Source organism: Sulfitobacter sp. SK012 (genome assembly GCF_003352085.1).
In the GTDB taxonomy this organism is placed as follows: Bacteria; Pseudomonadota; Alphaproteobacteria; order Rhodobacterales; family Rhodobacteraceae; genus Sulfitobacter.
On record NZ_CP025804.1, the window covers coordinates 2,792,199 to 2,818,788 of the forward strand.

The following is a 26,590-nucleotide window of genomic DNA, read 5'->3' on the forward strand; positions in this document are numbered from 1 at the left end:
AAAGGATACGCCCCATGACCTTTCACGCCATTCCGTCCCTTGTTGCGGGTCAATGGGTTGCCCCCGGCCCCGGCGCGCGGCCAATCGAGTCTGCGATCACAGCACAGATCATGGCCGAGGCTGGTAATGACACTCTCGATGTGGCGGCAATGCGTAGCTTTGCCCGTGATGTTGGTGGGCCAAACCTGCGCGCGATGACATTTCATGACCGCGCACGGATGCTCAAAGCGTTGGCGACGCATCTCAACACCCACAAGCAAGAGCTTTACGATCTGTCGTTTCACACCGGCGCCACACAGGCCGATGGGACGGTCGATATCGATGGCGGTATTGGCACGGTGTTTGTCTACGCCTCCAAGGGCCGGCGCGAGATGCCGGATGCGCATGTTTATCTCGACGGTGAGGTCGAACAACTGGGCCGCACGGGCGCGTTTCTCGGCCAACACATCGCCACCTCGCTGCAAGGCGTTGCGGTCCACATCAACGCGTTCAACTTTCCGGTTTGGGGCATGCTTGAGAAGCTCGCTCCGACCCTGTTGGCGGGGGTCCCCGCCATAGTAAAGCCTGCCACGGTGTCGTGTTATGTCACGCATGCCGCCGTGCGCCTGATGCACGAGAGCGGAATTTTACCTGAGGGCGCTGTGCAGCTTGTATCAGGTGGTCTGGGCGATCTGTTGGGGATGTTGGACGCCCAAGATGTGGTGAGTTTCACAGGCTCGGCTCACACGGCGCTAAAGCTGCGCTCCCAAAGGCATATCCTGGAAAACTCTATCCGTTTTGTGGCCGAACAAGACAGTTTGAATGCCTCGGTGCTTGGCCCTGATGCCGGTCCCGGCACGCCAGAGTTCGATGTGTTCATAAAGGAAGTGCACCGCGAGATGACAGTCAAAGCGGGCCAGAAATGCACCGCGATCCGGCGCATCATGGCGCCAAGCGCCCATATCGACGCGGTGATTGAAGCGCTCAGCGCACGGCTGGCCAAAACCGTCATTGGCGATCCGCGTGACACGGAAACCCGGATGGGCGCGCTGGTATCGCAACCCCAAAAACACGACGTGCTGGAAAAGGCGGCGTTGATCGGGACTGAAGCCACACGCGTTTACGGCGATCCAGATGATTTCACCGTGCATGGGGCTGACGCCCAAAACGGCGCGTTTGTTCCGCCAATGCTGTTTCACTGCGACGATCCGGATGCGGCGACGCATCTGCACGACACCGAAGCCTTTGGCCCTGTCAGCACCATTATGCCTTACCGCGACATCGATCATGCCATCGCGCTGGTAAATCGCGGGGGCGGTTCGCTGGTGGCGTCTGTTGTAACCCGCGACGGCGATGTGGCGCGACAGGTGGCGCTGGGTGCTGCTGCCTGGCATGGGCGGCTCTATTTCAACAACCGTGACAGCATGTCGGAGGCTACAGGCCACGGCGCGCCCCTGCCTCATATGGTGCATGGCGGTCCAGGGCGTGCGGGTGGTGGCGAAGAGCTGGGCGGCATTCGTGGGGTTATGCATTACATGCAGCGCACCGCCATTCAGGGCAGCCCCGATATCCTAAGTGCAATCAGCGGCACATGGGTGCCCGGTGCGGCGCAGACAGACAGCGGTGTGCATCCTTTCACCCGCAGCTTTCACGATTTGCAGATTGGCGAGACGCTCATTGCTGGTCCGCGCAAAGTCACGTTGGAAGATATTGAGACCTTTGCTCATTTCACAGGCGATACGTTTTACGCCCACATGGACGAGGACGCAGCAAAGGCAAATCCGTTCTTTCCGGGGCGCGTGGCTCATGGCTATCTGCTGCTGAGCTTTGCGGCAGGCATGTTCGTGCAGCCCGATCCGGGACCTGTCCTCGCAAACACCGGCCTCGACAATCTGCGGTTCATGAAGCCGGTATCGCCCGGTGACAGCATCACGGTGCACCTCACGGTCAAGCAAAAGACGCCGCGCAATGACGAATACGGCGAAGTGCGCTGGCACGTCGCGCTGAGTAATCAAGACGCCGATCAGGTCGCGGAATACGAGCTGCTTACGATGGTGTCGTTTGAGTAAAGCCCAACATTAAAGCGGATCAATATCGCCTTGCACACGGGTAGCGTGGAACTCTGACTGCCACGTTGTGAAAGACCCAGCAGCAATCGCTTCGCGCATGCCCGCCATTAGGTCCTGATAGTAGTGCAAATTATGCCACGTCAGCAGCATGGAACTGATGATCTCTTGGCTGCGAAAAACGTGGTGCAGATAGGCGCGCGAGTAATTGCTGCACGCAGGGCATGTGCAGGCCTCGTCCAAGGGACGCGGATCATCCATGTGGCGCGCGTTTTTGATGTTCAGCACACCGCGCCGGGTAAACACCTGACCTGTGCGCCCCGAACGGGAGGGCAGCACGCAATCCATCATGTCGATCCCGCGTGCAACAGCACCCACGATGTCATCAGGTTTCCCCACGCCCATCAAGTACCTCGGCTTGTCTTGGGGCAATTGATCGGGCGCGTAATCGAGGCAATCAAACATCGCTTCTTGCCCTTCGCCCACGGCCAATCCGCCAACTGCGTAGCCGTCAAAGCCAATCGACGCCAAAGCCTCTGCACTTTCACCGCGCAGGTCTCTTTCCAACCCACCTTGCTGGATCCCAAAGAGCGCATGGCCCGGCCGGTCGCCAAATGCTTCTTTTGAACGTGCCGCCCACCGCATCGACAGCTGCATGCTCTCATTGATGCGCGCGCGGTCCGCAGGGAGTGCTGGGCATTCGTCGAAACACATCACGATGTCAGAACCCAAAAGCGCTTGAATTTCCATTGAGCGCTCAGGCGTGATTTCGTGTTTGGACCCGTCGATGTGGCTTTTGAAGGTCACGCCGCGCTCTGTCAGCTTGCGCAGATCAGCAAGGCTCATCACCTGAAAGCCACCGCTGTCGGTCAAGATCGGACCGGACCAGTTCATGAATTTGTGCAACCCCCCAAGGGACGCAATCCGTTCTGCCGTGGGGCGCAGCATCAAATGATAGGTGTTGCCCAACAAGATATCGGCCCCTGTCGCTGCCACGCTGTCAGGCATCATCGCCTTGACGGTCGCGGCCGTGCCCACTGGCATAAACGCTGGCGTGCGGATATCGCCCCGCGTGGTGGAAATTGCCCCGGTGCGGGCCTTGCCATCTGTGGCTGTGATCTCAAAGCCGAAACTCATGGTGCGTTGCTCCTATCGCATGACCGCCGCATAGCGCGCAAGGACCCGCGCCTCAAGCCACGTGTGGTGGTTTCTTTCGGCAAGGCCCCGCCAAATTGCCCACCGAACCAACTCTTTTGCGTGGGTTTTCAACAATGTCAGATGGAGCAAAAGCTGAACGTTTCAACGCCCAACAACCTTGCATTTCCCCTGTTCCCTCCCCACATTAGCACCAACACTGTGTAAGGAGTAACGGGTTTGGATTTCGAACAATTTCTATTAGATGCGCTGCAAAACAACTTGGTTTTTTTGCTTCTGGCGCTGCTTTTCGTCGTTTTGGTATTCAAATCGGTCAAAATCGTTCCGCAGTCTGAGAAGCATGTGATCGAACGTTTTGGCAGATTGCGCGCGGTGCTTGGACCAGGGATCAATATGATCGTGCCCTTTATCGACAAAATTGCCCATAAGATCTCGATCCTTGAGCGTCAGCTGCCAACAGCAAGCCAGGACGCAATTACCCGCGACAACGTGTTGGTGCAGGTCGATACGTCTGTATTTTACCGCATTATCGAACCCGAAAAGACCGTCTACCGTATTCGCGATGTGGACAGCGCGATTTCGACCACTGTTACCGGGATCGTGCGCGCCGAGATCGGCAAGATGGACCTGGACGAGGTACAATCAAACCGGGATTCTTTGATCGACACGATCAAGGCTTCGGTTGAGGATGCCGTTGATAACTGGGGCATCGAAGTCACCCGCGCTGAGATCCTCGACGTGAATCTTGATGCCGCCACGCGTGCAGCAATGATGCAGCAACTGAATGCCGAGCGTGCCCGCCGCGCCCAAGTGACGGAGGCCGAAGGGTCCAAACGCGCTGTTGAGCTTTCTGCGGATGCGGAGCTTTACGCGTCTCAACAGACGGCCAAAGCGCGCCGTGTGTTGGCTGACGCCGAAGCTTATGCCACCCAAGTGGTCGCCACTGCGATCAATGAAAACGGGCTGGAGGCCGCACAATACCAGATCGCGCTCAAGCAGGTTGAGGCGTTTAGCGCGATGGGCAAGAGCGATGGCAGTCAGACAGTCATTGTCCCCGCAGAGGCGCTTTCTGCGTTTGGCGACGCGTTCAAACTGCTTAAAGGCCGCGGGTAATGGAGAGTTTTCTGACAATCTGGTGGGTTTGGCTGTGTATTTCGCTGGGTCTCGGTGTGATCGAGTTGCTGGTACCGGGCACGATTTTTTTAGGATTCGCGCTTGGGGCCTTGGCTGTGGCGGTGCTGGTTGGCGTGTTAAGCGTTACCAATGTGCCAGCACTATTGGCCGTGTTCGCGGGTTTATCGCTGATTGCGTGGGTTGTGCTGCGGATGGTGTTTCGCCGCCAATCCAGCGGTGCACGGGTTGTGACCCACGATATCAACGACAACTAGGCGTGTTCCTTCCTCGCTAACGGGGAAGGCCGAACATTTTCTCCCATTTTTTCGAATTTGATATTGGCTGATGTACCAGTTGCGGTACAGATGAATGCGCATCCTTGTCACAATACGGAAAATTGAACTCATGAAAAAATATATCGCCGAAGCCATCGGCACTTTTGTCCTCGTCTTCTTCGGTGTCGGCGCTGCTGTCCTTGCGGGCGGCGGTATGGGCATCGATGTCCCAATTTCAGTCACTGGCATCGCCCTCGCTTTCGGGATCTCGGTTGTCGCAATGGCCTATTCCATCGGCCCGATCTCCGGGGCGCATTTGAACCCCGCCGTTTCCTTTGGTGTGCTGGTCGCAGGCCGCATGTCAGTCACTGATTTCATTGGCTACGCTATCTTTCAGACCATCGGCGCTATCGTCGCGGCTATTGTCATCTACGTTATCGCGACCAACTCGGTCGGCGGTTACGATGTTGCAGCCAATGGGTTGGGCCAGAATGGTTGGGGTCCGGGTTATGGTGCCGAATTCTTCATGATCTCCGCCTTCCTCTTTGAAGTGATCGCGACAGCTGTGTTCTTGGTCGTCATCCTTGGCGTTACTTCGGACAAGGGCTCTCCCATCATGGCGGGCTTGGTAATCGGTCTGACACTGACGATGATCCACCTTGTGGGTATTACGTTGACGGGCACATCTGTGAACCCAGCGCGCTCCATTGGGCCAGCGTTGTTGGTGGGCGGCACGGCAATGAGCCAGTTGTGGCTCTTCATCGTTGCACCGCTGATCGGTGGTGCCATTGGTGGCTTGCTGCACAAGGTACGCATCGTCGCAGCTGACTAAAACATTCCTCAAGGCGGTCACTGCCAAGGTTTTGGCGGCCGCCTTGAGGTCCAAACTCAGCCCTGCTACCTCTTTGTAAACAGTGAAGAAGGGGCAACAGGCCATGGAAGATCTCACATTCGGCTGGGAAGAATGGGTGGCGTTGCCTGAATTGGGGTTGCCCGCACTCAAGGCCAAGATCGACACTGGGGCCCGCACCTCCGCGCTATATGCCAACGACATTGAAGTCTTTGGACCAGCAGCAAAACCCAAAGTTCGCTTTAATGTTCATCCGATTGCGGGCAACCGCGACGTTTCGATCACCTGCTCTGCGGCCATTGTGGACCGGCGCGAAGTGACATCATCAAATGGCGAAGCGGAACTGCGCTATGTTATTTCCACCTCACTGGATGTTGGGGGCCAAAACTGGCCCATCGAAGTGACCCTCAGCGACCGCAGCACCATGCAAAGCCGAATGTTGCTGGGCCGTCAGGCGCTTGGCGATCACATCAGCATCTCGCCCACCGAAAAAATGATGCAACCCGTGCTGAGCTATGACGCTTATCACACTGCCAACCTGCGGCGCACTGCGCCTCAGCGAGCGCTGCGTATCGCGGTGCTTAGCCGAGAGGCCAATTATTCCACCAACCGTCTGGTAGATGTCGGCGAAGCCCGCGGTCACACGGTCGAAGTCATCGACACCACGCGTTGCTACATGGCCATCAATGCCATGGCCCCCGAGGTCTATTATGATGGCGCCCGCCTGCCCCGCTATGATGCCGTCATTCCGCGTATCGGCGCATCAATCACGCCCTATGGCTGCGCAGTGATCCGCCAGTTCGAGACGATCGGGACCTATTGCGTTAATGGCTCAGCTGGGATCATGGCCAGCCGCGATAAACTGCATGCTCATCAGGTTCTTGCTGCCAAAAAGATCGGGATGCCAACAACTGCCTTTGCCGCATCGCCTAAGGATACATCAAACCTGATGGGCCTTGTGGGGACGGCGCCGATGATTGTGAAACTGCTGGAATCGACCCAAGGCAAGGGCGTCGTGCTGGCAGAAACCAAAAAGGCCGCAGAAAGCGTGATTGACGCGTTTCGGGGGCTAAAAGCCAATTTTCTGGTGCAGGATTTTGTGAAAGAAGCCGCAGGCGAGGATATTCGCTGTCTGGTCGTTGCAGGCAAAGTTGTTGCCGCCATGAAGCGCACCGGGGCGGATGGCGATTTTCGCTCCAACCTGCACCGGGGCGGATCGGCCAAGGTTGTGCGTATCTCCAAACAGGAACGCGACACGGCCGTTCGCGCGGCGCGTGCCTTTAATTTGGGGCTGTCGGGCGTTGATCTTTTGCGCTCTGAAACCGGGCCAAAGGTGCTTGAGGTCAATTCCTCTCCGGGGTTGGAGGGGATTGAGAAATCCACCAACAAAGACATTGCCGGACTGCTTTATGATGAGATTGAGGCACGGGTAAAGCCGCAGCCGACCCGCCGCAAACGCAAGTGACAAGATGTAGCCATTGCCCCTCTGGACGTGGGCCGGGCCAATCCCTATATAATTAGTAAGCTAATAGGATGAAGAGCGCATGACCGACACCACACTACCGCTTGAGGGAACCCCACTGATTGCACCCTCCTCCACTGATCATCCGATGTATGAGCAGGTGGCAGATGCATGCCGTTCCGTCTATGACCCTGAAATTCCTGTGAATATTTTCGAACTTGGGTTGATCTACACGATCGACATCAACGCCGAAAACGAAGTTAACATCAAGATGTCGCTGACCGCGCCAGGTTGTCCTGTGGCGGGTGAAATGCCTGGTTGGGTTGCCGATGCAGTCGAACCTTTGCCCGGCGTTAAGACGGTTTATGTTGAGCTTATCTGGGAGCCACCGTGGGGCATGGACATGATGTCTGACGAAGCGCGGCTCGAATTGGGTTTCATGTAAGCCACGCTTGTTAGGTTTAGCGGCTCAGGCCCTTTGGCGTTCTTGCGCCAGCTGACGGTTCCTGCAACATTGCCGCTATGGCTCAATGGACTGTTTTCACCGGCGATATCGTCAAATCAACCGACTTGTCTTCGCAGGCGTTGGACGCAATCTTTGCGCGGCTTGACCAGACCGCGCGAGACATCGCAGGTTGGCAAGACGGCCCTGCCCCTTTTGCACGGTATCGTGGTGATGGCTGGCAGATGGCGCTGGCACCGGAATTTACGTTCCGAGCAGCCTTGGCTTTGCGCGCGTCAGTCCGCAGCCAAGGCAAAGGGTATGATACCCGCATCGGCATCGGACTTGGCGCAGGCAAGCTTGGAAACGGAGCGCTGAATGGGGCCGAGGGCGAGGCTTTTGTCACTTCAGGCCATGCACTGGATCACATGAAACGTACCGCGCGGATGGCTGCGCCGACTGGCCCGCTTGCCCTGCGCGTGGCTTTGCCCTTGGCGGACAGGGTTGTTGCAGGCTGGACGGCACGACAGGCCGAAGTCGTACTGGGCCTTCTGCCGCCACAAGCACCCTCACAGGCGGCTGTGGCCGATCTTCTGGGCACCACGCGCCAGACAGCACAAAAACAAGCAGAGGCGGCAGGTATCACTGCGCTGTATGAAGTGTTTGAGCTTTTAGAGAGTGAAAAGCAGCCAAAATAGGCTGCATCAACCAAAAGCAGCCAAAATAGGCTGCGTGCCACCTAAGGCAGACGAAAGGCCCATTGATGACCCTCGCCACAACCGAGCTTTTCATAGCCCTCCTCACCGCCCATATGCTGGCTGATTTCGTATTCCAGACCACGGGCATGGTGCTAAACAAGAAGCGCCCTGCGGCTTTGTTGATGCACGGCATCCATGTCTTTGTCCTAACGGCGTTATTCTCGGGTGGGGCCATGTGGTTGAGCCTCGCAATTGCCGCCAGCCATATCGCGATCGACGCGATCAAGGTTTACTTCGCGCCAGACAGTCTGCGCACCTACCTCACCGATCAGGCCGCACATATCGCGATCTTGCTTGGTGTGGCATTGTGGGTGCCAAATAGCGCGCTCACAGGCCTGTGGCCGCTGCTGCCGCCCGATGGCATTAAACTAAGCCTTATGATCAGCGGGTTGATCGCGGCCAGCATGGCAGGTGGTCCGGCAGTTGGATATCTGATGGCGCGCTACAAAGTTGCCGCACAGCCCCAAGGGCTTGAAAACGCAGGCCGTATCATCGGATTGATGGAACGCGGGTTGATATATCTTATGATCCTTATAGGGGAGCCAGCCGGCATTGGTTTTCTGATCGCTGCAAAGTCGATCCTACGGTTTGACACCGTGTCCAAGGACCAGAAGATCAGCGAATATGTTATCATCGGCACGCTGGCTTCATTTGGTTGGGCGCTTGCCGTCTCTCTTATCGCGACCAGCACGTTATTTCGTCTGGGCTATTAGCGCTGGGCCTTGAGATTGCCACACCGCCCCCCTATCTTATGCGCAAAGGAGACACATCCATGTTCGGCATCCCCGGCAAGCAAGCTGTGACCATCACGCCTAAGGCCGCTAGCCAAATCTCCAAGCTGATGCAGTCAGCGGGACATTCAGGTTTGCGCATCGGCATTAAAAAAGGCGGCTGTGCGGGTATGGAATATACCATGGAATATGTCACCGACACCGACCCTAACGACGAAGTGGTCGAACAGGACGGCGCACGCGTCATGATTGCCCCTATGGCGCAGATGTTCCTATTTGGCACTGAGATCGATTACGAGACATCGCTGCTCGAGTCCGGATTCAAGTTCCGCAATCCCAATGTGACCGAAGCTTGCGGCTGCGGCGAATCCATCAAATTCGGCTAATCTCGGGTCTCGTTGGTCTTGAGGTGTACGTAGGTTTCATTGAACCGCCGCTCAAGGTGTTCGCCCGCCAGCATCACCTGACCTGACCCCATTGGGGCAACATTCGTATCGTGGGACGGGTTGAAAAACAACGGAATTGATATGCGCTCATCTTGCCCCCCGACCACACGGTGCGGCGTTGCGCGCACGACACCATCGCTCCACAGCTCCATCATTTCACCGAAATTGATGATAAACGTGCCCGGCTCTGCGCGCACAGGGATCCATCCGCCACTGCGCTTGCGCACCTCCAAGCCTGGCACGCCATCTGTCGCCAGCAGCGTCAGACACCCATAATCCGTATGGGTCGCGATACCAAAGTCCTTGGCGCCAGCGCCTGCAGGCCGCTGAGGGTAGTAATTACCGCGCATTAGCGCCATCGGCGTCTCAAATGCCGCGTCAAATACATCGCGCGGCGCATCAATGGACTGCGCTACTCCGCGCAAGACATCCAGCGCCAAGCGGCGCGCATCGTCGTAATATCGGCTGATCCCAGCTTGGAAACCTGTCGGGTGCTCTGGCCAACGATTGGGGGCATAGACGCGCATCTTCAGGCGCGGATCACCCTCGGGCAGAGTAAATCCACTGTCAAAGAACTGCTTATAGTCAGGGTTTGAGTTTGGATCGACCTGCTCAGAGCCTGTCGCGCCCCAGCCGCGGTTGGACCCAGTTAATGCCATATCATAGGCGCGCTTTTCGGCTTCCGGCAGGTTAAAGAACGCGCGGTATAGCCCAATTGCCTCGTTTACGCGGTCAGCACCAAGGGGCGTGTGATAAACCGTGGCAAAACCGATATCTGTGGCGGCTTCACGCATGGCGGCAAGGGCGTCTGGATCTGCTGCGATCAGCCGTGCCAAATCGATTTTTGGTATCATATCGCCCTCATTTTCGTCCGTAGCCTTACGTTTCCGAGCCCCGTATGGGATGCTAACGCCAGTGAAATCAATCGGGAAAGCGCTTCATGAGACGTAAAATTGCTGCTGGCAACTGGAAGATGAACGGAACCACTACGGCTCTCTCGGAGCTTGCCACCCTTGCAGGTCAGATCCCTGCGAACGCCCCTAATGTGGTGATTTGCCCCCCTGCGACGCTGCTCATTGCCAGCGCAGAGGCCTGTGCAGGGACTGGCGTTTCGATTGGTGCCCAAGATTGCCACATGCAAGCCAGCGGGGCCTATACCGGCGATATTTCGGCCTCAATGGTCGCAGATACTGGGGCGGGATACGTCATCATCGGCCATTCAGAGCGCCGCGACGCGCATGCAGAAAGCGACGCAGATGTGAACGCTAAGGCCCAACAGGTTTGGGGCGCAGGCCTGACCGCGATTTTGTGCATCGGCGAAAGTGGCGCGGTCCGAGAGGCAGGCACCACACTTGAAGTCATCGCAGCTCAGCTGGCAGGCTCCCTGCCCGACGCAGCCACAGGTGCCAATTGCGTCATCGCATATGAACCGATCTGGGCGATTGGAACCGGCAAGGTGCCAACGCTTGAGCAGATCGTCGAAGTGCATGACTTTATTCGCGCCGGCCTTGTCACTCGCTTTGGCGCTGAAATCGGCAATAGGTTTTCCCTGCTTTATGGCGGATCGGTCAAACCCGACAATGCCGCCACCATCTTTGAGGCGGAGAATGTGGATGGCGCGCTAGTTGGCGGTGCCTCTTTGAAGGCGTCCGATTTCGCCCCCATCATCGCGGCCCTCGCCGCGTCCTGACCGACATAGAAAAAGGCGGTAGGTGTTTGATCCTACCGCCCTCTTTTTATGCCATGTGTCGTGCAGACCCTTTTTCAGGGCCTGCTCTATTTGGTTATGATCTCGGGGCCCATCATCAGCGTCGGTAGCCATGTCGACAGGATCGGGATGTAGGTCACCATAATCAGGAACACAAAGAGCACCGCGAGGAATGGCAGTGCCGCCCGCACAACTCGCATCATCGGCATGTTCGCCACCCCTGAGGTCACAAACAGATTGAGCCCCACAGGCGGTGTGATCATCCCGATCTCCATGTTGACCACCATGATGATACCAAGGTGAATGGGATCGATCCCCAGCTCGATCGCAATTGGAAATACCAGCGGCGCGACAATCACCAACAAGCCCGACGGCTCCATGAACTGCCCACCAATCAGCAAGATGACGTTCACAATCACCAAGAAGATCACTGGGCCAAAGCCCGCACTCAGCATAGCTGCTGAAATCTGCTGCGGAATTTGTTCGTCAGTCAGTACGTGCTTTAGGATCAACGCATTGGCGATGATGAACATCAACGTCACCGTCAGCTTGCCCGCCTCGAACAGGGTATCGCGCGTGTCGCGGTGGAAAAATACGGTGACCAACGCCATCGGCTTTTTCATGAATGGAATGTTCGGCGCGTCGCCTTTCACGTGCAACGGCCCCATATCGCGGTAGACGAATGTGGCGATAAAGAACGCATAGATCGCAGCAACGGCCGCAGCCTCGGTTGGCGTGAAAATGCCCCCATAAATACCGCCCAAGATGATCACGATCAGAAAAAGGCCCCAGCCTGCTTCGATCCCGCTGCGGCGCACTTCGCCCCAGCCTTTCCAGTCGCCTTTGGGAAGGTCGCGGACCCGAGCGATGATGTAGATCGTCAGCATCAGCATGAGACCTGCAATGAGCCCTGGGATCACCCCCGCTAGAAACATCCGCCCCACGGAAACATCCGTGGCAGAGGCATAGACCACCATCACGATGGACGGTGGGATTAAGATGCCAAGCGTGCCCGCCACGGCGATGACGCCTGCGGCAAAATCCTTGGTGTAGCCAACTTCACGCATGCCCACGATCACGATTGATCCGATGGCCACAACCGTCGCGGGTGAGGATCCGCTCAAAGCGGCGAACATCATACACGCGAATACGCCCGCAATCGCCAGACCGCCGGGCAAATGTCCTACCAATGCGATGGAAAACCGGATGATCCGCCGCGCCACACCGCCCGTCGACATAAACGACGACGCCAGAATGAAAAACGGAATGGCCAGCAACGTGTAATGCCCGGCCATCGCTTGAAAAAACGTCTGCGCGATGGACGCAAGCGATGTGTCTGAGAGCACAAGTAGGAACACGATGGACGACATGCCAAGCGACACCGCAATCGGCACCCCGATCAGCATCAGGCCGACAACCATGGTAAAAAGGACGATAACTTCCATGGTCTTAACCCTCGGCGTTCAAGTGTTTGACGTCTTCGACTGCATCTTCTGCCTCATGGCTGACGATCAGACTGTCTTGGCGGCCCGACATGACCTTTAGCGTGGCTTGCACAAAGCGCAGCAGCAGCAGAAAGGCCCCAAAAGGCAGCATGAAATATGGAATGAAACGCGGCAGCTTCTCGTAAGCCTCGCCTTCGTTCATGATCGGCTCAATAAAGCGGAGCCATTCTGGAAACGGTATGTCGATAACTTCGTACCATGCCTGATCGCGACTGTTTTCAAACCCTATGGGGAACCAACGGCCAGACGTCGCATCCAGCCCTGCAAAAGGCGCCCAATAATCCCACGCACCTTTAAACAAGAGCGCCGCGTAGATTACACAGACCAGCCCTGCAAGAACGGCTACCGCTTTACGCGGGCCCGGTGCGAATAGGTTGATGATCGCATCTACGCCCAGATGCGCAGTCACTTTGACCGCATAGCTCATGCCAAACAGCACCAGCCACGCAAACAGGAACGTCACCACTTCGAGGCCCCAAATCAGACCACCGGGAAAATCGACCCCCAGCATTGCCTCAACCTTGCGGCCAAAAGCCGAGTTCAGCACATAGCGCAGAACCACATTGATAAAGGTGATGATGGTCATCAGCCCGAGGATCACCGCAATGGCAGTCTCTTCGATTTCGCTGACAATTCGCCCAAGTAGCGTCTGCTCGTCATGATCCGCCGACATGAACCAACCCCTCCCCAAGGTGCCGAAAAAAATACTCCCCGCCCGAAACAGGCGAGGAGTGATGTCAAAAATCTAACGCTTAGTGCTTGGCGTTGATCGCCTGTGCCGCGTCGACATTTTCTTGGCCAACGTCACCGATGAACTGCTCCCAAACAGGCTTCATCGTTGAAACCCACTCTTCGCGCTGTGTTGCATCCAGTTCACGTACAACGCCGCCGGCGTCCAGAATGGCCTGCTTGGCTTCTGCGTTCACTTTGGTGGATTCAGAGTTACGCGCCTCGGTGACTTCATCAATGATGGTGCCAAGCTGCGTGCGGACGTCATCTGGCAGGCTGTCCCACCAGTCGGTGGACGTCACGAGCATATAATCGATGATGCCGTGGTTGGTTTCTGTGACACCGTCCTGAACTTCAAAGAACTTCTTGCCATAGATGTTGGACCAGGTGTTTTCCTGACCGTCCACAACGCCAGTTTGCAGCGCGCCATAAACTTCGGAGAACGCCATTGGCTGGGGTGAGCCACCCATTGCCGCCATCTGCGCTTTGAGCACCTCAGAGTTTTGCACCCGGAACTTCAGGCCATTTGCGTCTGCAGGTGAGTTCAGTGGCGTGTTGGCAGACATTTGCTTCATGCCATTGTGCCAGAACGCCAAGCCAAGAAGCCCACGACGTGTCATGCTTTCCTTCATCGCTTGACCTGTTTCGGAGGTCTGGAATTCGTCTACAGCGTCGATGTTTTTGAACATGAACGGCAGATCGAAGATACGGAATTGCTTGGTGAACTGCTCAAACTTGGACAGCGACGGGGCGGCCAGTTGAACATCCCCCTGCAGCAGAGCTTCGAGCACCTGGTCATCGTTATAAAGCGTCGAGTTCGGGAAAACTTCGATGCAGGCTTTGCCATTCATCTCGTCGTTCACGCGCTGCTCCAGCAAAGTGGCTGCGATGCCCTTTGGGTGCTTGTCGGTATTGGTGACGTGGCTCAACTTGATGACGATTTCGCCATCATCACAGGCCGCTGCGACGGCACCGGCGCTGACAGAAAGGCTTAGGGCCACTGTGGCCGCGGTAAGAATTTTCATGGTGTCTCCTCCCAGAGAATCAAAGGGGTCTGCCGATTTTGTGACAGTACTATTTTAGAAAACACCAACGCGGGCGGGCTCGCAAGGTTGTGATGAACGCGATACAACTATCGCCAAAGGCGTTATATTTCAGTGCGTTGCAGTGATATTTTAAGTGCCCGCAGAAACCATCCGTGACCCAATGTGCGATAAACCGCACAGGGCAAATGGCCCCTGTGCGGAAATCCGCACAGATCAGCGGCGAAAATCTTCGGGGCGGATGCCATAGCGAGCCAGTTTGTCGTAGAAGGTTTTGCGCGGCAGTTTCAACGCCTCAGCAGTGTCTGTGGCGTTGCCATTGTGACGGCCAAGGGCAGCGGACAGAAGGCTGCGTTCAATCCGAGCCATCTGATCAGTCAGGCCCAATTCCGTCGTGTGAGAGATTTCCTCGGGCATACCAAGCACAAAGCGCATTGCGGCACTCATCAGGGACCGTGCATTGCCGGGCCAATCTTGCACCATCAGGCCGTTCAAATGCTCAGAACTGATCTTGGGTGGCGCAAGGCCCGCCTGCTCGGAGGCCTGCATTACATATTGCTGAAACAGAATTGGAATGTCTTCGGGCCGCTCGGACAGGCTCGGAATACGTACCGCCATACCATCCAGACGGTAGAAAAGCTCGGTGTTGAACCGGCCACCAGCAACTTCAGCGCTCAAGTCACGCGTTGTCCCGGCAATCAATCGCGCCGCGGTGCCGCCCTCAAGTGTTTCGATCAATGCAAGCTGAGTCGCAGGAGGCATTTGGGCAATTTCGTCAATGAACAAACAGCCAATGTCGGCATCTTCCAACACCGCAGCAAGCTCTTTGGGGTGCAGCCCGCCGCCAGCGCATTTCACAAACGGAGCCTTCGAGCGGGCCGAGCTCAGGTGGATCACTTCGGCAACCTTGGAAATCCCAGTGCCCGCCGCACCTGTGACCAACACATCCGCTTCGGCCTGTGCCAGACGGCGGACCCGAACGCGCAGTTCTTGCGACAAAGGTGACGCGCCAAAGATCATCCGGGCCGCCGGATCGCCCGTTTCGACCAGTTGCGTCAGCCGCCGGTTTTCCAAAACCAACGCACGGGTTTTCAACGCACGCTCTAACACCGCCAACAGGTCAGCCGGCGCGCAGGGTTTTTCAAGGAAATCAAAGGCACCCTGCCCCATTGCTTGCACGGCCATGGGGATGTCACCCTCGCCGGTCAGCAAAATCACCGGCAGATCAGGGTCCACTGCATGGGCGTGCGACAACAGGTGAAACCCATCGCGTCCCGGCATCCGCATATCTGACAGGATCACCCCATCAAAGTCGGGGGTAATCTTGTCTTTTGCCACGACAAACGACGCCGCCGGCAAACAGGTCAGATCCGCCAGTTCAAGCGTCTGCGCCAAGGCCTCGCGCACGGCGGCATCATCATCAACCAACAATACTGTGGTGCTCATGCCGCGTCTTCCTGTTCAAGCTCGCGCTCCAACGTCACCGAGAAAAGTGCGCCGCCGCCTTCGCAGTTGGTGCCTTTGATCTGCCCGCCAAAACTTTGCACGATGCCATAGCTGATCGACAGGCCAAGGCCCATCCCCCCGGTCTCTCCGTCCGTTTTTGTTGTATAGAACGGGTCGAAAATTTTGTCCGGCATCTCGACGCCCGGGCCTGTGTCCTGAAAATTGACTGTCAACATTTTGCCCTGCGACACCTGCACCCGCAGTACTTTTATCTCGCTTGTGGCCATCGCATCCACCGCATTGGTGATCAGGTTCACGAACACCTGACTAAGCCGGACCTCGCCGCCGCGCACCCAGATCGGGCCCGGTGCCGGATCATACTGCAGCGTCACGCCCGCCTCTTCGATGTGACTGCGCGTGAGGTCAAACGCGGCATCAAGTGCAGCACCCAGATCAACATGTCCCTGCGGTGTGTTTTCTTGTCGTGAAAAAGCGCGCAGGTTTTTGATAATCCGCGCCATACGCCGGGCCATGTCAGAGATACGCGTCAGGTTTTCAGCAGCCCGCGCAGGATTATCACGTTCCAGAAACTGCACTGCGTTTTCGGAAAAAGACCGGATCGCCATCAAAGGTTGGTTCAGCTCGTGACTAATCCCAGCGCTCATTTGCCCAAGGGCCGACAGCTTTGAGGCCTGCACCAACTCGTCTTGGGCACGACGCAGCGCGGCTTGCGCCTCTTCGCGCACTGCAGCTTCATGATGCAAAGCGGTATTGATCTCGGCCAAGGCGGCTGTGCGGCTGGCGACCCGCTCTTCAAGCTGAGCGTTGGCGCGCGCAAGAGTGCGCCGCCGCTCCGTCGCCAAAAACAACAGCGCCCCGAAAGCAAGGCACAGCGCTGCCACGGCGGCGGCTTGGCTTGCAGCAAGGCGGCGCGCAGGAGCCACATCAAGCAACACCTCTCCCGTCATGCCAATCACAGGCAAGGCTTGGGTCAAGTGAAGCGCCTCTCGCGGCAGATATGGGCCCCAGCCCAGTTGCCAAATTTCAAGTGTGCCTTCCATACTCGATGAAAACGGAGGTGCTTTGCCTTGCGCGGGCTGCAATCCCGGCTCCCCCGGCGGTCTGCGCCAAAAAACGAGTTCCGACCGGTTCGAGATTTGGACAACGCCCTGTGGATCGGTAAAGAACACCGCCGGATTTGCCCCACGCCAGCTGTAATCAATTCCGTTCAGATCGGTGGACACGACCAACACGCCGTTAACCTGCGCTGCGTCGTCAAAAATGGGAGAGGCATGAAAAAACACCCGCGGGGTCTGCGCGTTCCTTGGCCCATGGCCCCACCCAAGCGCGCCTTGCAACGCCCGGCGAATGTAGGGTTTGCTGATAAAATCAACTTCAGTGCGACTGGCGAGCGCCCAATTCGCAGCCGCGCGCAGCTTGCCATCTCGGTCAAGCACCTGCACATCAAGTGCCGCAGATTTATCGGCAACCTCCTGCAACAGCGCAATATCGGCAGGTTGCGGATCACGCCGGAGCATTTCATCCACCTGCGGATGACCCGCCATCAATACAGCAAGATCGCGGTAGCGTTGCAATTGCCCCACCAACCGGTCGCTGGCCAGCGCCAGATCGGCCTGCCCGCGCGCCGCCAATTGGCCCATCGCCTGATCAGTGCCATAGCGCCAGACACCGAGCGACCCTGCCGCCACGGCCCCAAGAAACACCAACACCACAACGGCGCGACTGATTGCTGCATTTTTCATCTTGGCAACTTTATGCACACCCCCTTGCGTTGACCAGCCTTGCGCGTTCATGTGAGCGCTATGACAACTCTGCACCAATCCCCGCTTGATCCTGAATTCATTCAGAACCCCTATCCGTTTTACGATCACGCCCGCGATGTTGGGCCGGTCGTGTTCTGGCAAGACTACAATATGCTGGCTGCCTTTGATGCCGCCACAGTGCAGGCGCTGTTGCGCGACCGTCGGTTGGGCCGCGAAATACCAGCCGACCAGCGCCAAGAGGCGGCCCCGCACCTTGGCCCCTTTGATGCGGTCGAACGCCACTCCATGCTTGAGTTGGAACCGCCAAGCCACACGCGACTGCGCGGACTGGTGCTGCGGGCCTTCACCTCTCGGACGATTGCGGGGCTGCGCCCTGACATCGAAGCGGTCACGGCTGAACTCTTGGCCACACTCCCACAGGGCGAGGTCGATTTGATCCCGCATTTCTGCACGCAACTCCCTGTGCGCATTATCGCGCGATTGTTGGGCGTCCCCGAAGAAATGTCGCCTGACTTGTTGGCATGGTCGAACGCGATGGTGGCGATGTATCAGGCCAACCGCAGTCGCGCGATTGAGGATGCCGCCGCCACAGCCGCCGCTGAATTTACCGATTTTTTGCAGAGCTACATTGCGAAACGCCGCAGCGATCCGCGCGACGATTTGATCACCCACCTGATCGCCGCCGAAGAAGGTGGCGAACGCCTGAGCACTCCAGAACTGATCGGGACTTGCATTTTGCTGCTGAACGCCGGGCACGAGGCCACGGTGCATAGTTTGGGCAATGCGGTGAAGTGTTTGCTTGAAGCGGACACGCCCCGTGCCGCACTGGACCCTGATACAATTGCAGCCACAACCGAAGAATTGCTGCGGTTCGACCCGCCTCTGCATATGTTCACACGCTATGCCTACGAAGACGTCCAGCTTGGCGACGTCACCCTGAAAAAGGGCGCGCAGATTGCGTTAATGCTGGGGTCTGCGGGCCGTGATCCGGCGACGTATCCTGCGCCGGCAGCGTTTGATCCCGCGCGTCCAGCCAAACCGCACGCGGCTTTTGGTGGAGGTTTGCATTTTTGCGTTGGGGCCCCTTTGGCCCGGCTCGAGCTGCACATCGCCCTACCCGCGTTGTTCGATCACCTGCCAAAGATGCAATTGGTCGAGACGCCGCGTTACGCCGACAGCTACCATTTCCACAAACTAGAACGGTTGCTGGTGACCGGCTAAAGCGGCAGCATGGTGGTCGATTTGATTTGCTCCATCGACAACAACGCCGTGACGTTGTGCACGCGCACCTCTGAGATCAGCGCCTGATAAAAGCGATCATAAGCGCGCGCGTTTTCCACCCGGACCTTGAGGATATAATCGATGTCGCCCGCCAGACGGTGCGCTTCTTGCACTTCGGGACGGTCCTGCAACGCTTTGAGGAACCGCGCCTGCCAGTCGGCTTCGTGTTCAGACGTGCGGATAAGAACAAAGAAACACGCCTCAAATCCCAGCGCTTCGGCATCCAAGACCACGGTCTGCTGACCGATCACTTCCGCCTCGCGCAATTTGCGAATCCTATTCCACACTGGCGTCTTGGAAGAACCCACCGCGCGGGCAATATCGTCTAGGGATTGGCTGGCATCGCGTTGCAGCTCCGCCAAGATTTTCCTGTCTGTGTCATCTATTCGGACGGCCATTCTACTTTTCCTTCAAATCCAACGAAAATGTTCCATTCGGCGACTGTATTGGAACAAAATTCCTTATCTACGGGGCTATCTGGCGCAATACCGGGAATATTTCCTATATTGAGGTAAGTCAAACAAGGATCGGGCCACCCCATGGATCATTTTCCAATCTTCCTCGCCACGCAAGGCCAACACATTGTTCTGTCAGGCGGCGGCGATGCAGCACTGGCAAAGCTGCGCTTGTTGATGAAGACACGCGCCCGGATCAGCGTTTTTGCATCCAAGCCTGCCCCCGAAATTGAAACGTGGGAAGACGAAGGCCGCCTAACCCTGCACCGGCGTGCCATGCAGCAAGGTGATGCGCTGTGCGCGCGCCTGTTTTATGCCGCCGACGAAGACGCGACCGAGGATGCACGCACTGCAGCGATTGCCCATGCAAGTGGCGCGTTGGTTAATGTGGTCGATAATCTGCACGACAGCCAATTCATCACGCCCGCCATTGTGGACCGCGATCCGGTGACGATCGCCATTGGCACCGAAGGGGCAGCCCCTGTGTTGGCCCGTGCGATCAAAGCGGACTTGGAGGAGCGCCTGCCCAGCACGCTTGGCACTCTCGCCCGGATCGGTAAATCGTTTCGCAAGATGGCAGATGCCCTGCCCTTTGGCCGCGCGCGCCGAGATTTCTGGCGCGACTATTATTTCGCCACAGGCCCCCGCGCCATGGCAGACGGCACAAATGCAGTGCAGCCTGCACTTGATGGTCTGCTGAAAGACCATCTAAGCCGGACCGCTCGTGAGGGCCACGTGGCCTTTGTTGGCGGTGGCCCAGGTGATCCTGAATTGTTGACCCTCAAGGCACGCCGCGCGTTGGATGAGGCGGATGTGGTGATCTACGACCGCTTGATTACACCCGAAATTCTGGAACTTGCCCGCCGAGAAGCAGTCATGATCGACGTCGGCAAAGAAGGCTTTGGCCCGTCCACCTCGCAAGAAACCATCAATGACCTGCTGGTTCAGCATGCTGAAAAAGGTGCACAAGTCGTGCGCTTGAAATCAGGTGATGCAACGGTATTCGGGCGTCTTGACGAAGAGATTGACGCGGTCGATGCCCACGGCATTGGCTGGCACATCGTGCCGGGAATCACGTCGGCCTCTGCGGCTGTGGCCGCCATTGGACAAAGCCTGACGAAGCGCGGCCGCAACGCCTCTGTTCGGTTCCTGACCGGGCACGATATGAAAGGCTTTGCCGATCATGATTGGGCCGCCCTGGCGCGTAAAGACGAAGTTGCCGCGATCTATATGGGCAAGAAATCTGCCCGTTTTGTGCAAGGCCGTCTGATCATGCACGGCGCGGACCGCCAAACGCCTGTCACGGTTATTGAAAACGCCAGCCGGCCTAATCAACGGGTGCTGGACACAACGCTAGACGCCCTGCCCGCCGCCCTTGCAGCAGCCGATATGACCGGTCCTGCGCTTACTTTTCTGGGGCTTGCCCCCCGCGCAGCACTTGCTGTCGCACCGACTGTTCACGCCCCTGCCCACCCCATCGAGGAATTTGCATAATGGCCAAAGCATTCACCCCATCCGTCATCACCGCCAACGCGCTGCTTGAAGGCGATGTGATCTATCTGACCGCGCAAGGCTGGACACGCGATTTGGCCCAGGCCGAAGTTTTTGACGACGAAGCCATCGCCGAAGACCGCTTGATTGAGGCCTCCGCACAAACTGACCAGGTCGTTGGTGTCTATTTGGCCAACGTCGACGCCAGCAGCGGCACCCCCGTTAGCACTCATTTCCGCGAAGCGTTCCGGGCCAAAGGTCCGTCGAACTACATCCACGGCAAGCAGGAGACACTCTAATGTACAGCTACACCGAATTTGACGACACATTCATCGCCGCGCGCAACGCGCAATTCCGCGCTCAGGTTGAGCGGCGCGTGGACGGATCGCTGACCGAGGATGAGTTTAAACCCTTGCGGCTGATGAACGGTCTATATCTGCAACTGCACGCCTATATGCTGCGGGTTGCGATTCCCTATGGGACGTTGAATGGCGGCCAAATGCGGCAGCTCGCGTTCATCGCGGACAAATGGGACAAGGGCTACGGCCACTTCACCACGCGCCAGAACATTCAGTACAATTGGCCTGAGTTGCGCGATGTGCCGGACATGCTTGATGCATTGGCCGAGGTTGATATGCATGCCATTCAGACATCAGGCAACACGATCCGCAACGTGACCGCGGACCATTTTGCAGGGGCCGCCGCGGATGAGGTTGCCGATCCACGCCCGATTGCGGAGCTAATCCGTCAATGGTCCACCGACCATCCAGAATTCCAGTTCCTGCCGCGCAAATTCAAAGTTGCCGTCTCTGGGGCCGCCCATGACCGCGCGGTGATCAAAGCGCATGATATTGGACTGCGCATTGTAGAGCGCGACGGTGTGCAAGGTTTTGAAGTCATCGTTGGTGGGGGCCTTGGCCGCACGCCAATGATTGGCAAGGTCCTCTATGATTTTGTAGACGCCGAAGACCTGCTGCCCACGTTGGAAGCCATCGTTTCGGTCTATAACCTGCTGGGACGGCGCGACAATAAATACAAGGCACGCATCAAGATCACCGTGCATGAAAATGGCATCGAGGACATTCGGGCCCGCGTTGACGCGCGCTATGCGCTTATTCGTCCGCAGTTCACCGGCGTCGATCAACAAATGCTAAGCCGGATCGAAGCGGATTTCGCGAAGCCGACATTTAAGACGCAATCGCTCGCAGCCTATGAGAGTGCTTATACCAATGATCCGGTATTCCGTTCTTGGGCGGATACGAACCTCGCGGTGCACCGCGCACAGGGGTACGCGATTGTGTCCATCTCTCTGAAAGCACACGGGAAAACGCCGGGCGATGCGTCAACTGAACAAATGCGTGTGATGGCGGACCTGGCCGAGGAGTTCGGCCATAATGAGCTGCGCATCAGCCATGAGCAAAACGTGATCCTGCCGCATGTCCACCGGGGCGACTTGCCTGCACTGCATGCGCGGCTCAAGGAGTTCGGGTTGGCGACGGCAAACATTGGCCTGATCTCGGACATCATTGCGTGCCCCGGTATGGATTATTGCGCGCTGGCAACGGCTCGCTCGATCCCCATTGCCCAAGAGATCGCTACCCGTTTTGACGAATTGAAACTGGAGCATGACGTAGGGCCGCTGAAGATCAAAATCTCGGGCTGTATCAACGCATGTGGGCACCACCATGTGGGTCATATCGGCATCCTTGGACTGGATCGTGCGGGGGTTGAGAACTACCAGATCACGCTTGGTGGCGATGCAACCGAAGCTGCAGCAATTGGCGAACGTGCAGGTCCCGGATTTTCGGCCGATGCGATTATTCCAGCGATCGAGCGGTTGGTCTTGGCCTATCTTGACCTGCGCACTGAGCAATCTGAGACGTTTCTGCAAACCTACCGTCGCCTGGGCCTTGCCCCGTTTAAGGCGGCCCTGTACCCAGAAGCACAAGCTGATGCGGCCTGAAACAGCACCCTTCCCCCGTGGATCTGACGCTCTAGCGGAGCTGAGCGCGCAGGCCCACGGGCTGAACGCACGGCTACGTCACCACGCAGCGGCGGATGTGCTCCAAGCGGCAGTTGAGACGATCCCAAAGCTGGCCTTGGTGTCGAGCTTTGGGGCGGAATCAGTAGCTTTGCTGCATGTCGCGGCGATGGTGAAACGCGATTTGCCGGTAATTTTTATCGATACCGAGATGCTGTTTGCGGAAACGTTGGTCTACCAACAAGAGCTGACGGAACGGTTGGGCTTGCGCAACCTGCAGATCATTCGCGCAAAAGACAGTGCGGAACGCGACCCAAACGGGACCCTGCACCAGCGCGATACAGATGCCTGCTGCGCTTTGCGCAAAACGGTGCCGCTAAATGCTGCGTTGCAGGTGTACGGTGGCTGGATCACCGGACGCAAACGGTTTCAATCGGGCACGCGCGCGCAATTGCCGTTTTTCGAAGTGGAAACACCCCGCGACGCCGCCCCACGCATCAAGGTCAACCCGCTTGCCCATTGGGCCGCGTCAGATGTTGCGCAGTACATCGCAGAAAACCGCCTGCCGCGTCACCCGTTGGTGGCACGTGGGTATCCGTCTTTAGGCTGCGCACCTTGCACATCACCGGTGAAACCGGGTGAAGATCCCCGCGCAGGTCGTTGGCGTCAAAGCGAAAAAAATGAATGTGGCATCCATTTTGTCGATGGCAAAATGGCCCGAACAGGAGCATGAATATGAGCGTTATTGTAAATGACAAAGGTTTTGCCAGCGACGACTGGACCCAAGGCTATTGCGGTCAGGGGGCGGCGAATGATTGCGCCGCACTGGATCTGGCATCAGATGCAAACCCCGAAGAGGTTGTGCTGACCGCCTCACTCAAGATGATCCGGGTCGACTTCCCATCCTCTGCTGATGGCCGCGGATTTACCATCGCACGTGCGCTGCGACTGCGTGGATTTGAGGGTCGTTTGCGGGCACGCGGCCATGTGATTGCCGATCAATATGCTATGGCGCGGAGATCCGGTTTCGACGAGGTTGAGATCAACCAAGAACTTGCCACACGTCAACCTGAAGATCAGTGGCTCTTTCGCGCCGATTGGCAGGACAATAATTATCAGTCGCGCCTGCGCGGGTCTGACACAGCCATGGCCTGAACAGCCCCCGTTGCCACACCCCTTTCCTTCTTTTAAGACAAAGGCCGCAAGCATGCCTTGCGGATATTCCCATGACCGAAGCGACTCCAGTGAACATAACCACTTCCAAACCCGTCCCGACCCTGCCTGATGCGCAGACCGTTACCTCTGTCACGCATTGGACGGATCGATTGTTTTCGTTTCGCGTGACGCGGCCTGCATCTTTGCGGTTTCGCTCCGGCGAATTTGTGATGATCGGCCTCATGGGCGATCCGCATCCTGAGACGGGCAAGCAAAAGCCGCTGTTGCGCGCCTATTCGATTGCGTCACCTGCGTGGGATGACGAGTTGGAGTTTTATTCGATCAAGGTCCAAGACGGCCCGCTGACCTCCAGGCTTCAGCACATTCAGCCCGGCGATGAGATGATTTTGCGCCCCAAACCTGTTGGAACGCTGGTGCATGACGCTTTGCTGCCCGGCAAACGGCTGTGGATGTTCGCAACCGGCACAGGATTTGCGCCGTTCGCATCGTTGCTGCGCGAGCCGGAGACCTATGAGAACTTCGATGAGATCATCATCACGCACACCTGTCGCGATGTGGCAGAACTTGCTTACAGCGAAAAGCTGATCGCGGATCTGCAGTCCGACGAAATGATGCTGGAATTGCTGGGCGCAGAGAACCTTGCCAAAATACGCTATTACCCCACGACCACGCGCGAGCAGAGCCCCAAGATGGGCCGCATCACGACGTTGCTGCAAGATGGCACGGTATTCCGCGATCTGGGGATTGATGGGATATCGGCTGAGACGGATCGCGCGATGGTCTGCGGCTCCATAGGGCTGAACAAAGACATCAAGGAGATCCTTGAGGGATTCGGCCTTGAGGAAGGTGCTAATTCCGATCCTCAGCACTACGTGGTCGAGAAAGCATTCGTGGGCTAAGGCGATAGTCCTACCGTAATAGACCTAAGACGCAGACACACAAAAGCCGCGCCCCATATGCTGGAGCGCGGCTTATTTGTTCTTAATGCTGGTGCGTCGGGTTCAGAGACCCATCGCTTCGCGGATTTTATCCAGCATACCAGACAGCAGCTCAGGATTGTCTTTGGCCGCGTCGAGACCTGTGGTCAGCGTGGTTTTCTGCAAAGCATCAAGATCGGAATCTTCGATCATCGTGCTGACTTTATCCATGTCAAACCCATCAACAGTCAGCAGCTCTGCCATGCCGGCGGTGCCTTCTTCGGCAACATCAGCAGCCGCAGCAGTGTCAGTCGCAGCATCGGTGGTCGATTCTACGGCGTCTGTAGCTGCATCAGCGGTGTCTGTAACTGCGTCTGCAGTTGCCTCTGCGGCATCCGTTGCAGTTTCTGTAGCAGCGTCGACAGCCGTGTCGGCTGCTTCTGCAGTTGCATCAACGGCGTCGCCTACGGCATCCGTTGCGGCAGCAGTTGCTTCTTCGGCTGCGTCGGTGACGGCATCAACGGCTTCGCCAGCAGTTTCTGTCGCTGCGTCAACCGCATCGCCTGTGGCTTCAACGGCACCTTCAGCAGCGTCTGTCACTGCATCAGCGGCGTCTGTTGCTGCTTCGGTGACTTCGTCGACGACAACGGCAGTTGTGTCGGCAACCGCGTCAGCTGCACCATCAACCGCATCCGTTACAGCATCTGCTGCATCTGATGTTGCATCCACTGCGCTTTGTGTGGCGCTCGTTGCTGTGTCGCTCACGTCCGTCGCGATTTCAGTCACTGACCGACCAGAATACAGCATATAGCCGCCTACTGCGATAATGGCTGCAATAACGATCCAGATTACATTCTTCATATTCAAGTCCCCTGATTTGATCCAAGGCCAGTCCCAAATGCGGGTTCTGGCACCTCTTGTGTGTCAAATGCGCGGCAGCGGCCAAAGGTTCAAGGGGAAATCAACCATACTTCCGTCATTCAGATTGTATTTCGGCTTGAAGACGGAGCAACGCGGGTCTACTTTGCATACTCGGATTCATGAACAATCAAAGGAAGACCATCATCGCTCGCAGACCACATAACGCGCCGCCCCAACGAGACACCGGCCCGCGCGTCAACGACAATATCCGCTCCACCGAAATCCGCCTTATTGGCGCTGATGGTGAGAACGCTGGCGTTGTTACCCCTGCCCGCGCCATGGAAATGGCCGAAGAGGCGGGATTGGACCTCGTAGAAATTTCGCCGAACGCAAGTCCGCCTGTGTGTAAGATCATGGATTTTGGCAAATTCAAATATGAGACGCAAAAACGCGAGGCTGAGGCCCGCAAGAAGCAGAAAATCATCGAAATCAAAGAGGTGAAGTTTCGGCCCAACACCGACACCAATGATTACGAAGTTAAAATGCGCAATGTTTTCAAGTTTCTGGAAAACGGCGACAAGGTAAAGATCACTTTGCGTTTCCGGGGCCGCGAGATGGCACACCAGAATTTGGGTCGTGAATTGCTGGAGCGCGTTGCCGTGGACACCAAAGAAGCTGGCAAAGTCGAGAACTTTCCGAAGATGGAAGGCCGCCAGATGGTCATGCTGATCGGTCCATTGCCGAAATAAGGCTGCCACGCTGAACGAATTTAAGTTGCAAAACGCCCCCGCATCACTGCGAGGGCGTTTTTGCTTTTTGGGCCCCTGGGCGTTGGTCCAGCGACGTTCTGCGCGTTGATGTTGCCGTCTTGCGCAGACACATCCCTAAACGCGGAAAAGCCGCGTCTGGGGTAACCCCGAACGCGGCTTTCTAAAT

The 26,590-nt window shown here is 57.1% G+C and carries 27 protein-coding genes; 18 read left to right on the top strand and 9 right to left on the bottom strand.

Annotation, left to right across the window (positions count from 1 at the left end; translation table 11 throughout):
• Positions 1–14 precede the first annotated feature (14 nt).
• The gene (paaZ, locus tag C1J03_RS13645; RefSeq protein ID WP_114887096.1) at positions 15–2,048 is read left to right on the top strand and encodes a phenylacetic acid degradation bifunctional protein PaaZ; all 2,034 of its coding nucleotides are present in this window, start codon (positions 15–17) and stop codon (positions 2,046–2,048) included.
• Positions 2,049–2,057: 9 nt separating this feature from the next.
• Here the strand turns inward: paaZ and tgt are convergent, their stop codons facing one another.
• A complete protein-coding gene (gene tgt, locus C1J03_RS13650) occupies positions 2,058–3,182 on the bottom strand; it encodes a tRNA guanosine(34) transglycosylase Tgt (protein ID WP_114887097.1) in 1,125 nt (374 codons plus the stop codon).
• Between the two features lie 237 nt (positions 3,183–3,419).
• Here tgt and C1J03_RS13655 point away from each other — a divergent pair, with 237 nt between their 5' ends.
• From C1J03_RS13655 to C1J03_RS13690, 8 genes are all read left to right on the top strand, one after another.
• The gene (locus tag C1J03_RS13655; protein WP_114887098.1) at positions 3,420–4,313 is read left to right on the top strand and encodes an SPFH domain-containing protein; all 894 of its coding nucleotides are present in this window, start codon (positions 3,420–3,422) and stop codon (positions 4,311–4,313) included.
• A complete protein-coding gene (locus C1J03_RS13660) occupies positions 4,313–4,588 on the top strand; it encodes an NfeD family protein (protein WP_114887099.1) in 276 nt (91 codons plus the stop codon). The genes C1J03_RS13655 and C1J03_RS13660 overlap by 1 nt, the downstream gene beginning before the upstream one ends.
• Before the next feature lie 94 nt (positions 4,589–4,682).
• Positions 4,683–5,420 carry an aquaporin gene (locus tag C1J03_RS13665; RefSeq protein WP_114887100.1) on the top strand — a complete coding sequence of 246 codons (738 nt, stop codon included), beginning with the start codon at positions 4,683–4,685 and terminating at the stop codon, positions 5,418–5,420.
• Positions 5,421–5,523: 103 nt separating this feature from the next.
• The gene (gene rimK / locus C1J03_RS13670) at positions 5,524–6,903 is read left to right on the top strand and encodes a 30S ribosomal protein S6--L-glutamate ligase (RefSeq protein ID WP_114887101.1); all 1,380 of its coding nucleotides are present in this window, start codon (positions 5,524–5,526) and stop codon (positions 6,901–6,903) included.
• A gap of 79 nt (positions 6,904–6,982) precedes the next feature.
• On the top strand, positions 6,983–7,345 hold the full coding sequence (locus C1J03_RS13675) for an SUF system Fe-S cluster assembly protein (protein WP_114887102.1): 363 nt from the start codon (positions 6,983–6,985) through the stop codon (positions 7,343–7,345).
• A 77-nt stretch (positions 7,346–7,422) separates the two neighbouring features.
• Positions 7,423–8,040: a hypothetical protein gene (locus C1J03_RS13680; protein WP_114887103.1), complete on the top strand. Its 618-nt coding sequence runs from the start codon at positions 7,423–7,425 to the stop codon at positions 8,038–8,040.
• Between the two features lie 65 nt (positions 8,041–8,105).
• Positions 8,106–8,813: a DUF3307 domain-containing protein gene (locus tag C1J03_RS13685; protein WP_114887104.1), complete on the top strand. Its 708-nt coding sequence runs from the start codon at positions 8,106–8,108 to the stop codon at positions 8,811–8,813.
• A 59-nt stretch (positions 8,814–8,872) separates the two neighbouring features.
• The gene (locus C1J03_RS13690) at positions 8,873–9,217 is read left to right on the top strand and encodes a HesB/IscA family protein (protein ID WP_114887105.1); all 345 of its coding nucleotides are present in this window, start codon (positions 8,873–8,875) and stop codon (positions 9,215–9,217) included.
• On the opposite strand, the gene C1J03_RS13695 is transcribed toward C1J03_RS13690, so the two are convergent.
• Entirely contained in the window at positions 9,214–10,131 is a 918-nt protein-coding gene (locus C1J03_RS13695; protein WP_114887106.1) for an isopenicillin N synthase family dioxygenase, read from the bottom strand. The genes C1J03_RS13690 and C1J03_RS13695 overlap by 4 nt on opposite strands.
• A gap of 86 nt (positions 10,132–10,217) precedes the next feature.
• Between C1J03_RS13695 and tpiA the strand changes: the two genes are divergently transcribed.
• A complete protein-coding gene (gene tpiA / locus C1J03_RS13700) occupies positions 10,218–10,967 on the top strand; it encodes a triose-phosphate isomerase (protein ID WP_114887107.1) in 750 nt (249 codons plus the stop codon).
• A gap of 86 nt (positions 10,968–11,053) precedes the next feature.
• Here the strand turns inward: tpiA and C1J03_RS13705 are convergent, their stop codons facing one another.
• The 5 genes from C1J03_RS13705 to C1J03_RS13725 form a co-directional block, all read right to left on the bottom strand.
• Positions 11,054–12,430 carry a TRAP transporter large permease gene (locus tag C1J03_RS13705; protein ID WP_114887108.1) on the bottom strand — a complete coding sequence of 459 codons (1,377 nt, stop codon included), beginning with the start codon at positions 12,428–12,430 and terminating at the stop codon, positions 11,054–11,056.
• Between the two features lie 4 nt (positions 12,431–12,434).
• Positions 12,435–13,163, bottom strand: coding sequence for a TRAP transporter small permease (locus tag C1J03_RS13710; RefSeq protein WP_114887109.1), 729 nt, complete (start codon positions 13,161–13,163; stop codon positions 12,435–12,437).
• 79 nt (positions 13,164–13,242) lie between these two features.
• Entirely contained in the window at positions 13,243–14,244 is a 1,002-nt protein-coding gene (locus C1J03_RS13715) for a DctP family TRAP transporter solute-binding subunit (RefSeq protein WP_114887110.1), read from the bottom strand.
• A 234-nt stretch (positions 14,245–14,478) separates the two neighbouring features.
• Positions 14,479–15,708 (bottom strand): sigma-54-dependent transcriptional regulator, encoded by a 1,230-nt coding sequence (locus tag C1J03_RS13720; protein ID WP_114887111.1) that lies wholly within the window; start codon positions 15,706–15,708, stop codon positions 14,479–14,481.
• On the bottom strand, positions 15,705–17,471 hold the full coding sequence (locus C1J03_RS13725; RefSeq protein ID WP_114889006.1) for a sensor histidine kinase: 1,767 nt from the start codon (positions 17,469–17,471) through the stop codon (positions 15,705–15,707). The genes C1J03_RS13720 and C1J03_RS13725 overlap by 4 nt, the downstream gene beginning before the upstream one ends.
• 60 nt (positions 17,472–17,531) lie before the next feature.
• Between C1J03_RS13725 and C1J03_RS13730 the strand changes: the two genes are divergently transcribed.
• Positions 17,532–18,713: a cytochrome P450 gene (locus C1J03_RS13730; RefSeq protein WP_114887112.1), complete on the top strand. Its 1,182-nt coding sequence runs from the start codon at positions 17,532–17,534 to the stop codon at positions 18,711–18,713.
• Here the strand turns inward: C1J03_RS13730 and C1J03_RS13735 are convergent.
• Entirely contained in the window at positions 18,710–19,171 is a 462-nt protein-coding gene (locus C1J03_RS13735) for an Lrp/AsnC family transcriptional regulator (protein WP_114887113.1), read from the bottom strand. The two genes, C1J03_RS13730 and C1J03_RS13735, sit on opposite strands and share 4 nt — an antisense overlap.
• A 141-nt stretch (positions 19,172–19,312) precedes the next feature.
• Here C1J03_RS13735 and cysG point away from each other — a divergent pair, with 141 nt between their 5' ends.
• The 6 genes from cysG to C1J03_RS13765 all read left to right on the top strand — a co-directional run bounded on the left by cysG (position 19,313) and on the right by C1J03_RS13765 (position 24,775).
• Positions 19,313–20,722: a siroheme synthase CysG gene (gene cysG, locus C1J03_RS13740; protein ID WP_114887114.1), complete on the top strand. Its 1,410-nt coding sequence runs from the start codon at positions 19,313–19,315 to the stop codon at positions 20,720–20,722.
• A complete protein-coding gene (locus tag C1J03_RS13745) occupies positions 20,722–21,018 on the top strand; it encodes a DUF2849 domain-containing protein (protein WP_114887115.1) in 297 nt (98 codons plus the stop codon). Before cysG ends, C1J03_RS13745 begins: the two co-directional genes overlap by 1 nt.
• Positions 21,018–22,682 carry a nitrite/sulfite reductase gene (locus tag C1J03_RS13750; RefSeq protein WP_114887116.1) on the top strand — a complete coding sequence of 555 codons (1,665 nt, stop codon included), beginning with the start codon at positions 21,018–21,020 and terminating at the stop codon, positions 22,680–22,682. The genes C1J03_RS13745 and C1J03_RS13750 overlap by 1 nt, the downstream gene beginning before the upstream one ends.
• Entirely contained in the window at positions 22,672–23,433 is a 762-nt protein-coding gene (locus C1J03_RS13755) for a phosphoadenylyl-sulfate reductase (RefSeq protein WP_114887117.1), read from the top strand. The genes C1J03_RS13750 and C1J03_RS13755 overlap by 11 nt, the downstream gene beginning before the upstream one ends.
• A 2-nt stretch (positions 23,434–23,435) precedes the next feature.
• Positions 23,436–23,855, top strand: a complete 420-nt coding sequence (locus C1J03_RS13760; RefSeq protein WP_114887118.1) for a DUF934 domain-containing protein — start codon at positions 23,436–23,438, stop codon at positions 23,853–23,855.
• Positions 23,856–23,926: 71 nt separating this feature from the next.
• Entirely contained in the window at positions 23,927–24,775 is an 849-nt protein-coding gene (locus C1J03_RS13765; protein WP_114887119.1) for a ferredoxin--NADP reductase, read from the top strand.
• 102 nt (positions 24,776–24,877) lie between these two features.
• On the opposite strand, the gene C1J03_RS13770 is transcribed toward C1J03_RS13765, so the two are convergent.
• On the bottom strand, positions 24,878–25,654 hold the full coding sequence (locus tag C1J03_RS13770; RefSeq protein WP_114887120.1) for a translation initiation factor 3: 777 nt from the start codon (positions 25,652–25,654) through the stop codon (positions 24,878–24,880).
• 179 nt (positions 25,655–25,833) lie between these two features.
• On the opposite strand from C1J03_RS13770, the gene infC reads away from it, so the two are divergent.
• Positions 25,834–26,403: a translation initiation factor IF-3 gene (infC, locus tag C1J03_RS13775; RefSeq protein WP_114887121.1), complete on the top strand. Its 570-nt coding sequence runs from the start codon at positions 25,834–25,836 to the stop codon at positions 26,401–26,403.
• Positions 26,404–26,590 lie beyond the last annotated feature (187 nt).